Raw genomic sequence first — 12,523 nt, forward strand, 5'->3', positions numbered from 1 at the left:
CGAGAGAATATGAAAAATTTAATAGCGTTAATATTAGTACCAACACTTTCACTTGCAATTATTAGCTGTGCTGCTGATAAAGCGACACCTGAGCAAGATGAAAGTGCTAAATTAACAACAACTACCACCACTGAAAAAGCTGTGAAACAACAACCACTGCGAAAGCAAGATAAAAACATTACTATGACTGACAATACACCACCACCTCAAGCGACTAGCAAAGGCGAAATAGATGCACCTTCATGGTATGAAGGTACATTGAAATTTATTGAGCTAGAAGGGGGCTTTTATGGTTTTTATGGTGACAACGGCGAACGTTATTTACCATTAGATTTGAAGGCTAACTTCAAGAAAAATGGCGCAAAAGTTAAGCTATACGGCTTGGTTGATAATAATATAATGACCTTCCAGCAGTGGGGGTCACCTTTCAAAGTCATCAAAGTAGAACTAATATCTGAAGGTTCTGATAATGGCGGGCAAGATAGCTCTACTTACTAACGCAAACAAAGCTCATCTGTAATAACTGCAAGTGAGGTTTGCCATCAATGAAGGTAACTTGATAGAGCCTATCGTAGATAGACTCGTCAAAAGCAGGCAAGCTCTCATTAGCAAGCAACCCTGCTAGAACGGCTGTTGTATTGCTATGACCTACAACCAAAGCTGTAGTTTTCAGTTTTATGAGCTTTTTAGAAAATGCATCAAGTTCCCGCGGGTCATAAATAGATAAATCTACATTGTGATTCGCCACTAAAGGAGCTGCCGTCATCTTAGTTCTTTGATAATCGCTACTATAAATTGCGCTCAATGGTACATTTATTAATTGATTATTTAAGTGTACCGCTCTATCTATTCCACACTGGGTTAATTTAGGATCGCTTGTGTCAGATAATTTTTCAGCGTGTCTTACCAAGTAAATTGTAAATTTTTCATGTTGCTTCTCATCTGCCCAACTAATCCACGGGGTCAAAATGAAAGAAAGGCAAAACAAGAATTTACGCATAACTAGTTACCAATGAATTCCATTGTTTTATACTCGCTCTGAGATTTCGCTTGAGCTGCTGATATTGATTGCTTAAGTTTAATCGTTCAGGTGAACTTTCGCAGGCATTAATCAATTGCTTCTTAACTTCATAGTAATTACTTACCTGTTGCACTAACGCTTCATATTCACGTTGTAACTGTTCAATAATCAATTCGGCATTATGTTTTAAAGCAAGTTTTTCTCTGCTTTGTTTCAATTGCATCATTGCTTTTGCTTTAATGATTTTGTCTTCCGGCGTTACTTTTAAATCCGATGCTAATTTTAAATAGCTGGCTAATCGTATAAACCATTTGGTTGGATCAAAATGCCACCATTGAATCCCATTACGGTAATCGTTTTCAAAAATATGATGGAAGTTGTGGTAGCCTTCGCCGAATGTTAAAAATGCTAATATGCCATTATCTCGAGCGGTATTTTTATCAGTGTATGTTTGCTTGCCCCAGATATGGGCTAATGAATTTATAAAAAATGTCACGTGATGACTTATCACTAAACGTAAAACACCAGCAAGTAATAAGCTTGAAATTATATCGCCATGAATTAAGCCAAGAATTAATGGAATTCCAAAATTGGTCGCAATCGCGAGCAACAGGTAATTGTTGTGCTGCCACATAACAATTTTATCTTTTTGCAAATCTCGAACATTGCTGTAGTCATTATAAGTCTTAGGTTTGTAATCTCTTAACATCCAGCCGATATGGGAAAACCAAAAGCCGCGCTTTGCTGAATATGGATCGATATCATTGTTGTCTACATGTTTGTGGTGAACACGATGATCTGAACTCCAATGCAGTATGCTGTTTTGCAATGCAAAAGCACCGCCTATAGCATAGAAGAATCGAATGAATGCATGAGCCTTGTATGTTCTATGGGACCATAGGCGATGATAACCCGCTGTGATCGACATCCCACAAAAGCCAATACAGAGTATTAAAGAGACAATTTCAAAACTATCGAAACCGTGAGTAACGGCACGATAAGGAACAAAAACTAACGCAACTAAAAACGTAATAACAAAGATCGAAATATTGATCCAAAGAAGGCGAGGTTTACTCATTTTTATTAAAATACCATACTGTTTGAGTGTACACGTGTACACTATAATATTTACCTGCAAAATCAGTCAAGCATAGAATTTCAAACTTGTGCTAATATAGCTGATAATTAGTCTTTAACGTTAGTAACCTATTAATTTAAATATTAAAAATTATGTCAGGAATTAGAGCCCAACAAAAAGAGAAAACACGACGTTTGATAATTGATGCTGCTTTAAATCAATTGAGCGCAGAACGTAGCTTTTCTAGTTTAAGTTTACGCGAGGTAGCCAAAGAAGCTGGTTTAGCCGCGACATCATTTTATCGCCACTTTAATGATATGGATGAGTTAGGATTAACTTTAGTAGATGAAGCGGGCTTAACTTTACGTCAATTAATGCGCCAAGCACGGCAACGTATCGAAAAAGGCGGATCGGTCATTAAGATATCGACGATAACATTTATGGAGTTTATCGAATCTAACGGTAATGAATTTAGGTTATTGTTGCGTGAACGTTCAGGTACTTCTCCAGAGTTTCGTTCAGCGGTTAATCGCGAAATCCGTTACTTTACCATGGAGCTTTGTGATTATTTGCAAAAAGCGAACAAGCTTGATGCGGAGACAAGTTATTTACAAGCCAACGCTGCAGTAACCATAGTATTTAGTGCAGGAGCAGAGGCCTTAGATGCTGACAGTAAAGAAAGGGAGTCGTTAACTGAGCGCACCATTGCACAACTGCGTTTTATCGCTCGCGGCGCCATGGACATGAATGCTCGCAGAACAAATAAAACTTAACGCTTTTGTTTTCAACATAAAAAGCGTTAAGTTTGTTGTCATCTAAAGTGAAAAATAGATTTATTTGCGGGTTAAAATCATGCCACATTCAATGTGGTCGGTATAAGGAAATTGATCAAACAACGCAAATTCAACGACGTTATGAGTCTTACTTAATATTTCTAAATTTTCGAATAATGTTTGTGGATTACAAGAGATGTAAATAATTTTTTCAAAGCGCGATACTAGCTCGCATGAATCTTCATCCATTCCTGCACGCGGCGGATCTACTAGTACCGTATCATAACTATAGTTACTCAGATCAAATCCTTCTAAACGTCTGAATTCGCGTTCGCCATTCATCGCTTGACTAAACTCTTCACTAGACATTCGAATAATATCGAGATTTTCGACGTTATTAGCTGCGATATTAAATTGTGCCGATTGAACTGAAGATTTTGATATTTCTGTGGCTAATACTTTGTCAAAATTATTTGCCAGAGCAATGCTAAAATTTCCATTACCACAGTACAATTCGACTAAATCTCCGGTAGAGTTTTCGGTCGCATCGCTTGCCCAAGTCAACATCTTTTGGTTGACGCCACCATTAGGTTGAGTAAAGCTATTTTCCACTTGTTGATAGCTATATTGTTTACCCTTTACCGTTAAAATCTCGGTCACGTACTCTTTGTCTAAAACAATTTTTAGTTTTCGAGCGCGGCCAATAATATCTACCGGTGCAATATCACTTAATGTTCTCTTAAGCTCTTTAGCTTGGACTTGCCACTCATCATCAAGCTGCTTGTGATAAAGCATACTGACCAACAACTCACCACTTAAGGTTGAAAGGAAATCAACTTGAAATAATTTTCGGCGTAATGACTCATTATCTTTAATATTAGCGATAAGGCTTTGCATCGCTTGGTTGATTATAATGCTGGCAACAGGAAATTGATCCACTCGATATTTTTCACGAGTTTCTTTGTTAAACATAATGTAATATACGTCGTCGCCATCATGCCACACCCTAAATTCTGCTCGCAGACGATAGTTTAGTGGTTCAGAAGTGAATACCTGCGCTTCAGGAACAGAAAAAGGGGCAAATAGTGCCGACATATCAGCTTTTTTCTTATCTAGCTGAGCTTGGTAGTTATCTGGGTGAATGTGACTGTGCATAATATTCCATGTGTTTTTCCGACTGCGCTGATTTTAACGGCAGATTACTGATTGTCTAGTTAAAATACAGTTCAGCGCTAAGAAATCGTAATTAGACCTTAAAAAGTCATTTGAGTTGAAATAGATCTAACTCAATTAATAATAGTTAAAACTTTCGTTATTGTAACAAAAGTGCATAAATTCAATTTTGTGCCATAGTTTGAATAACAAATTTTGATAAATTAAATACAAAAATAAAGCTATCTAAATGAAAGAACTAATATCACCTCGTAACCTACTCGTATTTTTGTTGCCGTCTTTGCTTGGCATTTTTATTTTCATGTTTCCTATATCGCAAGGTTCAGATTTAAGCATACCTGTAGCCATCATGGCCAAATCAATGCAGGGGTTTGTCGCCTCGATAATTATCGAAATGATTTGTATTTTGACGATAGCAAGTGCACTTTTTACTGTTGTCATAAATGTTTTCCAGCCTAAATTCATTTTACCCAACTCGTTTCTCGGCAGCTTATTTATGGTAACCCCAGTTTGGATGTTAATCCGATGTCTTGGTGCAGCGTTTGCCGTACTAATTTATACCAAATCGGGTAGTGAAATGATTTGGAGTTCTAGCACTGGTGGCATGTTATTGAATGACTTAATGCCAATACTGTTTTCGGTATTCATTTTGGCGGGACTATTACTTCCATTGCTTTTAAGTTTTGGCTTGTTGGAATTAATCGGAACCTTGTTTAGTAAAATTATGCGTCCGTTATTTAAGTTGCCTGGTCGTTCCGCCATCGACTGTACTACCTCTTGGTTAGGGGATGGGACTGTAGGTGTATTACTAACAAGCAAACAATACGAGCAAAGGATATATACAGAACGAGAAGCCGCTGTTGTTGGAACAACGTTTTCTGCAGTGTCGATTACCTTTAGTTTAATCGTGATTGCGCAGGTAAATCTATTACATTTGTTTGTTCCGTTTTATGCTGCTGTATGTCTTTCTGGATTTGTTGCTGCCTTAATAGTGCCGAGGCTTCCTCCACTTAGGTGGAAAAAGGATGTTTATATCGATGGTACGTTACCAGATCCTAATGCAAGCGAAGTACCAGACGGGGAAAACATTTTTACTCATGCATTTAAGTTGGCATTAAAACGAGCAAGCGAAGTAACGAGTTTTGTTGAGGTGCTAGTGCAGGGTCTTAAAAATGCGCTTGAAATGTTATTTGCGGTTATTCCAGTGGTGTTGGGGATTGGTACGTTAGCGCTTATTGCTGCCGAGCATACGCCAATATTTGATTGGTTAGGGCAGCCTTTTGTTCCTTATTTAGAATTATTGCAGGTGCCAGAAGCAGAGGCTGCAGCAAAAACCGTTGTCATTGGTTTTGCTGATATGTTTTTACCTGCGATATTAATCGCATCGGTCGAAAACGAAATGACTAGATTTATTATTGCGGCTTTATCAATATCACAATTAATTTATTTGTCTGAAGTGGGAGCTATGTTGCTAGGGACTAAAATTCCAGTAAACATTCTCGACTTATTTGTGATTTTTTTGCTGCGTACAATTGTAACGTTACCAATAATTACGTTAATAGCTCATATGGTATTTTAAGAGAGCATATAACCTAACCAAATAATCGACACTTAATTTAAAAGCTTGATATTTGTATTTCTTTTACGTAGTTTAACGGTACTGGTACGACCACAAACTATGTAAGAGAAACAAACTATGAGTGCAAATCAATATTTTCCACATTTACTCGCTCCGCTAGATCTGGGCTTTACAACATTAAGCAACAGAGTATTAATGGGATCTATGCACACCGGCTTAGAAGAAGAGCGTAATGGTTTTGAAAAATTGGCCGCTTTTTATGAAGAACGAGCAAAGGGCGGTGTTGGACTTATTGTTACTGGTGGTATCAGCCCGAACTTTCGTGGTCGAGTCGCTCCATTTGGCGGCGAGTTGAGTAAATGGTGGCATGTTAAAAAACATAAAGCTGTGACCGCTGCTGTTCATAAATACCCAACAAAAATCTGTTTGCAATTATTACATACTGGTCGTTATGGTTTTCATCCATTTTCGGTTTCTGCCAGTAACATTAAAGCACCGATCAATCCATTTAAACCAAAGGCTTTGTCTGAAAAACAAATTTGGAAGACGATAAATGACTTTGCCAAGTCTTCGAAGCTTGCGCAAGATGCCGGTTATGATGGTGTCGAAATTATGGGTTCTGAAGGATATCTGATAAATCAATTTAGCTGTAAGCGCACCAACCATAGAACGGATGCTTGGGGCGGCTCAATTGAAAATCGCATGCGACTAGGTGTAGAGGCAGTAAAGGCAACTCGTGAACGTGTTGGTAAAAATTTTATAATCATCTTCAGATTATCAATGATTGATTTAGTAGAAGGTGGCAACACATGGGACGAAGTGATTACTATGGCGAAGGCTATAGAAGCCGCAGGCGCAACCATTATTAATACTGGTATTGGTTGGCATGAAGCACGTGTACCTACAATTGCAACCAGTGTTCCTCGAGCAGCTTTTGCCTGGGTGACTGAAAAGCTAATGGGCGAAGTGAACGTTCCTCTTGTGTCAACAAACCGCATAAATACACCTGAAGTAGCAGAACAAATATTAGCTAGCGGGCAGTCAGATATGGTGTCTATGGCACGACCGTTTTTGGCGGATGCTCATTTTGTTAATAAAGCTGCTGAAAACCGTGCCGATGAAATCAATACTTGTATTGGTTGCAATCAGGCATGTCTTGATCATGTTTTTAAACAACAACGTGCTACCTGTTTGGTAAATCCTCAGGCATGTTATGAAACAGAATTAACATTTGATAAAACAGATAATGTTAAACGAATTGCTGTGATTGGGGCAGGGCCGGCAGGGCTTGCCTTTAGTTGTTACGCCGCAAGTAGGGGGCATGAAATCGAGTTATTTGATGCTGCCGATGAAATAGGTGGGCAATTCAATTATGCAAAGCAAGTTCCTGGAAAAGAAGAGTTTTATGAAACGTTACGTTATTTTAAAAAGCAGCTACAGCTGTTAAACGTTAAAGTTAATTTGAATAATTACCAAGACAGTGAGTCGTTAATTGCTGCCGGTTTCGATGACGTTGTTGTCGCTACCGGAATATTACCTAGAACGCCGGCAATCAAGGGCATCGACAATGATATGGTATTAAGTTATTTGGATGTGCTTAAATATCACAAGCCCGTTGGTGAGCGTGTCGCAATTATAGGGGCAGGCGGTATCGGATTCGATGTGGCTGAATACTTAGTACAAGAACATTCCACTACAACAACCCCTGAGCTATGGTACAAAGAATGGGGAATTGATACTTCTTATCAACATCCTGGTGCATTAGAGCCTTTCATTGAAAATGAAAAACCAAAACGTAAAGTATTTCTGTTACAGCGAAAATCAACAAAAGTAGGTGCGGGCTTAGGAAAAACTACTGGGTGGATTCATCGTAGTACTCTTAAAAACCATGATGTAACTATGCTAAATAGTGTCGAGTACGATTCTATTGAGAATGGTAAATTGTGTTTAAATGTTAATGGTGCACCTCAAATACTTGATGTTGATAACATTATTGTTTGTGCTGGCCAGTTGAGTAACAATGAACTCTATCAACAATTAATTGATCAAGGTCAAAGCGCACACTTAATAGGTGGTGCAGATGTTGCCGCGGAACTTGACGCAAAAAGAGCAATTAGACAAGGTGCTGAATTGGCAAGTACTATATAGTTGATACCTACATAATTTATGATTGAAATCATAAGTCATTGCTATTATTAAATAAAAAATATTAGAGCAATTAAAAAATTAGCGTTTTTTTTTGCTCTTTTTTATTTTTTTTCTGAAAAATTGAACTACTATAAAACTAGTAAAGTTATGTAATTTTTAGAACAAGTTGATTATTTTTTGCTTGAATAGTTATATAAAATGTAAATAAGCTGTTTTTTTCGTTTACCAATTGAAACAAAAGGCTTGCTTACATGTTGTTATATTATGCGAGTTAAAAAATAAATTCGAGTTCGCAGGAGATAATAATGCGCTTCAAAGTTTTAGGTCTTTCAACCCTCATGATATTCGTCGTAGCAGGTTGTGGTGAACAACAAGCCACTCAACAAGTTGCCCCAGCCCAAGAAGTAGGTGTGCAAGTAATTAAGCCAGAAAATATAAAAATTTCTGAACGCTATTCAGGAAAAACAGAGGCGCTTTCTAAAGTTTCCGTTGTTCCACAGGTATCTGGGGTGATCACTAAGGTACATGTTAAAGAAGGCCAAAAAGTGAAACGCGGAGAGGTCATGTTTGAAATTGACCCGCAACCTTTTGAAGCTGAAGTTTTGCGTCAAAAAGCATTATTTAAACAAGCAGAAGCTTCATTAGCTCTTGCAGAAGTAAAATTTGAAATGTCTGAAGGTTTAGCAGGCAGTCAAGCAATGAGTAAGATTGACGCTGAACAAATTAAAGTAAATAGAGATGTTGCCGCTGCAGCATTAGCTAGCGCTAACGCTTCACTTGTTCAAGCACAGTTATCGCTGAAAAAGAGTAAAGTACCGGCGCCAATTGACGGTGTTGTTGGAATTACAAAATTTAGTGTCGGCGACTTAGTTGGTACGGCACAAGGTCCAATTGTCGATATTATCGCGAATGGCCAAATACAAGTGTATACACAAATTGGCGAGAAAGAACATTTTGTTTCAGTGGCGAAAAAATTAAAAAATCAAGAAATAATTGCTGATACATTAGAATTAGAATTAGCTGATGGTTCAATGTATAACCAAACCGGTAAAATTAACTTTATTGGCAGTGAAATTAACGCTGGTACTGTAACATACCGTGTTTTATTTCCTAACCCTGACGGTTTATTGTTAGGTGGTCAAAATGTAACAATAATCGCTACGGCAGGGAAAGCATCAAGTTTTCATTATGTTCCGCAAAAAGCGGTTATGGAAGATCAACAAGGACGATATGTTTATGTTGTAGGTCAAGATAATATTGTTACAAAGCGAGTCATTAAATTAGGTAAGCGTTACGAGATGAATTGGATCGTTGAAGATGGTTTGCAAGACGGAGAGAAAGTAATCGTATCCGGAATATTGAAAGCTAAAGTTGGCCAAACCGTTACACCGGTTGAAGAATAAGGGTCGTTTTTATGATTGAATTTTTTATAAACCGACCAAAGTTTGCGATGGTTTTATCTATCGTAATGACTTTAACAGGTATCTTAACAATGTTGAAAATGCCCGTGTCATTGTATCCATCGGTGACACCTCCTACCATTATGGTTACGGCGACATTCCCTGGTGCAGATCATAAAACCATTAAAGATACTGTAGCGTCTGTTCTCGAGCAAGAAATTAACGGCGTAGAAAATATGATCTATATAGATACCAAATCTGCAAATGATGGTACTTATATTGGTCGTGTTACTTTTGCCATTGGAACTGACCCAGACCAAGCACAGACATTAGTCCAAAACCGAGTAAATAAGGCATTACCTAAGTTACCTGCAATTGTTAATCAAATGGGTGTCACAGTACAAAAATCATCGCCTTCAATGCTGGTTTCTGTAAGTTTGTACTCTCCAAACGACACTTATGACGATGTGTTTTTGTCTAATTACATGAGTATTAACGTTTTAGACCAATTACTGCGAGTTAACGGTGTTGGTGAATTGAAGTTACTTGGTCAAAAGGATTACTCTGTTCGTGTCTGGTTAGATAACGAAAAAATGGCTGGCTTTGGTATTCCAGATACTGAAGTAGCTTCAGCAATTGCTGCTCAAAATGCAACAATTTCTGCTGGTAAAATTGGTGAGTCACCAAATCCAGAAGGTACGACATTCCAATATACGATTAAGACTAAAGGTCGTTTAACCGATATTAGTGAGTTTGAAAACATTGTAGTCCGTGTTATGGAAGATGGTAGCGATATTCGTTTAAGCGATATTGCACGAGTAGAACTCGGCTCTAAAGCTTATAACGCCGCTGCTAAATGGTCAGATAAGGATTCTCCTTTATTGATTGCTTATCAGGCGCCGGGCGCGAATGCGATAGTGGTAGCCAACGAAGTAAAAGCGAAAATGGAAGAGCTATCAGCAATGTTTCCTGACGATGTTGAGTACGATATAGCGTTCGATTCGACATTATTTATTACCAAATCAATGGACGAAGTATATAAAACATTATTTGAAGCATTGATTCTTGTTGCCATTATTACTTATATGTTTTTACAAAACTGGCGTGCAACGATCATACCTTTAATTGCTATCCCTGTATCTCTTGTAGCAACATTCTTAGTATTCCAAGCAATGGGCATGGACATTAATACTATCTCCATGTTCGGTTTAATATTAGCTATTGGTATTGTGGTCGATGCCGCGATAGTGGTGATAGAAAACGTCGAGCGATTAATGCACGAAGAGCATTTGCCAGCGCCTGAAGCTACTTCTAAAGCGATGAAAGAAGTAACTGCGCCACTTATTGCCTCGGCATTAGTACTTATGGCTGTATTCGTACCGGTGTCGTTAGCACCAGGAATGGTCGGGATTCTATACGCTCAATTTGGTGTTGCTATCGTTGCCTCAACTGTTTTATCGACTGTTGTGGCGCTTACTTTAACACCGGCACTATGTGCCATGTTAATGACAGTTAAACCATTAGCGACGAAAGGGCCATTAGGTTGGTTTAACAAAGCTGTTGATGCTACGCGTGAAAAGTACGGCTGGTTAGTTGAATTCTTAGGCCGCCGAATAATGTTGACTATGGTAATCTTTTTTGCCTTACTTGCATACATTGGCTATTTAGGTAAGACAATGCCGACAGGCTTTATTCCTGAAGAGGATAAGGGTAACTTTATTGTTGATATTTCACTACCAGAAGCTTCGACATTAGAGCGTACAATTGCTGAAGTAGAAAGTATGACGCGCCAAATTGAAGCAATACCAGGTGTTGCTCGTGTTGTTTCTGCTGCTGGTTTTAGTATGTTAAAAGGTGCTTTAGCAACGAACTCGGCTATGTTAATTGTTTCTTTAGATGACTGGTCAGAACGTCAAACGCCGGAATTATCGTTGGCTGCTATTCTAGCTCAATCTCGAGGGCTGTTAAATGCCAATAAAGAGATCAAGGGCTTAGCAATTACGACTCCTGCGATACCGGGCATGGGTACTTCTTCTGGTTTATCGATAGTATTAGAAGACACATTAGGCCGTTCAACAGAGTCACTAGGGCCTGTTTTACAGAAGTATTCAATGGACTTGATGGCTCGGCCTGAAGTTGCCTTCGCATTTTCAACTTATACCGCCAATGTACCGCAATTGTATCTTGATATAGATTACGAATTAGCGATGAAATTAGGTATAAGCCCGACAAGCATCAATACTACTTTAGCGACCATGTTTGGTAAGAAGTATATAAATGACTTCACCAAATTTGGTAAAAACTATCAGGTTAATATCATGTCGGATGGGAAGTTCCGTGATGATGAAACAGATTTAAGTACGTTATATGTGCAAAGTAAAAATGGTGAGTTGATACGTTTCTCTAATTTTGCTTCGTTCTCGCCAGCAATAGGTGCAGATGTTTCTGCGCGTTATAACTTATATAATGCTACAACATTGATGGCTGCAGCGGCTCCAGGGTACTCTTCTGGTGACGCTATTAAAGCTGCAAATGAAGTTGCTGCGCAATTACCTGATGGTTATAAAATTGAATATACCGGTCAAACTTATCAAGAAGTAAAAACTGGTGGCGGCATAATTTTCCTATTTGGCTTAGCGATATTATTCACTTACTTGTTCCTTGTTGCACAATATGAATCTTGGATGACACCGTTTGCGATTATTCTTTGTGTTCCAACTGCATTATTAGGCTCCTTATTCCTAGTAACCATGATGGGGGGAACTTTGAATATTTATACTCAGATTGGTCTAGTCTTGATGATTGGTATGGCAGCGCGTAACGCGATACTAATTGTTGAATTTGCTAAGGTGCTTCGTGAAGATAAAGGTCTTTCTATTCTAGAGGCAGGGATTCAATCAGCTAAGCTTCGTATGCGCGCGGTTCTTATGACGGCATTTGCATTCATTTTAGGTGTTGTACCTCTAATGACTGCATCAGGGGCGGGTGCTGCATCCCGAAACGTCATGGGACAAACCGTATTTGGTGGCATGTTATCGGCGACAATTATTGGTTGTATATTCGTACCTATTTTCTTCATTATGGTACAAATTGTACGTGAGCGTTTTGGCTCAAGAACTGAAGTTGCTGCGGTTGCAGATGCTGAGCGTGAAATAAAAGCATAAACGCTAAAACATCAATAATTTTATAAATGTAAACGGGCCCTATGGCCCGTTTTTGTTTTTCTGTAGTTAAAATTTATTTAAACCTGCAATATCATCCACAGCTCTTTATTAAACATTTAAGGTAATAGCTGATTTTTAAAGCATTTTAGTGCATAATATGCGATTCGAATTTTTCCAAGAAATAAGT

9 protein-coding genes are annotated in these 12,523 nt (G+C 38.4%); 6 read left to right on the plus strand and 3 right to left on the minus strand.

All coding sequences use genetic code 11. From position 1 onward, the window contains the following. Positions 1-9: 9 nt before the first annotated feature. A complete protein-coding gene (locus tag LT090_RS02035; protein ID WP_157726589.1) occupies positions 10-498 on the plus strand; it encodes a hypothetical protein in 489 nt (162 codons plus the stop codon). On the opposite strand, the gene LT090_RS02040 is transcribed toward LT090_RS02035, so the two are convergent. Together LT090_RS02040 and LT090_RS02045 are read right to left on the minus strand one after the other, a co-directional pair. Further along, entirely contained in the window at positions 488-1,000 is a 513-nt protein-coding gene (locus tag LT090_RS02040; RefSeq protein WP_068545023.1) for a histidine phosphatase family protein, read from the minus strand. The two genes, LT090_RS02035 and LT090_RS02040, sit on opposite strands and share 11 nt — an antisense overlap. Next, positions 993-2,099, minus strand: a complete 1,107-nt coding sequence (locus LT090_RS02045; protein ID WP_068545022.1) for an acyl-CoA desaturase — start codon at positions 2,097-2,099, stop codon at positions 993-995. Before LT090_RS02045 ends, LT090_RS02040 begins: the two co-directional genes overlap by 8 nt. A gap of 152 nt (positions 2,100-2,251) precedes the next feature. Between LT090_RS02045 and fabR the strand changes: the two genes are divergently transcribed. Further along, positions 2,252-2,872, plus strand: a complete 621-nt coding sequence (gene fabR / locus LT090_RS02050; protein WP_068545021.1) for an HTH-type transcriptional repressor FabR — start codon at positions 2,252-2,254, stop codon at positions 2,870-2,872. A gap of 60 nt (positions 2,873-2,932) precedes the next feature. Here fabR and trmA read toward each other — a convergent pair whose 3' ends face one another. Further along, a complete protein-coding gene (gene trmA, locus LT090_RS02055) occupies positions 2,933-4,027 on the minus strand; it encodes a tRNA (uridine(54)-C5)-methyltransferase TrmA (RefSeq protein ID WP_068545020.1) in 1,095 nt (364 codons plus the stop codon). A 247-nt stretch (positions 4,028-4,274) separates the two neighbouring features. Between trmA and LT090_RS02060 the strand changes: the two genes are divergently transcribed. The 4 genes from LT090_RS02060 (at position 4,275) to LT090_RS02075 (ending at position 12,336) form a co-directional block, all read left to right on the plus strand. Continuing rightward, positions 4,275-5,624 (plus strand): YjiH family protein, encoded by a 1,350-nt coding sequence (locus tag LT090_RS02060; protein ID WP_068545019.1) that lies wholly within the window; start codon positions 4,275-4,277, stop codon positions 5,622-5,624. 117 nt (positions 5,625-5,741) lie between these two features. Beyond that, positions 5,742-7,772, plus strand: coding sequence for an NADPH-dependent 2,4-dienoyl-CoA reductase (locus LT090_RS02065; RefSeq protein WP_068545018.1), 2,031 nt, complete (start codon positions 5,742-5,744; stop codon positions 7,770-7,772). Positions 7,773-8,077: 305 nt separating this feature from the next. Continuing rightward, on the plus strand, positions 8,078-9,175 hold the full coding sequence (locus tag LT090_RS02070) for an efflux RND transporter periplasmic adaptor subunit (protein WP_068545017.1): 1,098 nt from the start codon (positions 8,078-8,080) through the stop codon (positions 9,173-9,175). 11 nt (positions 9,176-9,186) lie between these two features. After that, positions 9,187-12,336, plus strand: a complete 3,150-nt coding sequence (locus tag LT090_RS02075) for an efflux RND transporter permease subunit (RefSeq protein WP_068545016.1) — start codon at positions 9,187-9,189, stop codon at positions 12,334-12,336. Positions 12,337-12,523: the final 187 nt, after the last annotated feature.

The sequence above is a fragment of the Thalassotalea crassostreae genome, from assembly GCF_001831495.1.
GTDB classification, from domain to species: domain Bacteria; phylum Pseudomonadota; class Gammaproteobacteria; order Enterobacterales; family Alteromonadaceae; genus Thalassotalea_A; species Thalassotalea_A crassostreae.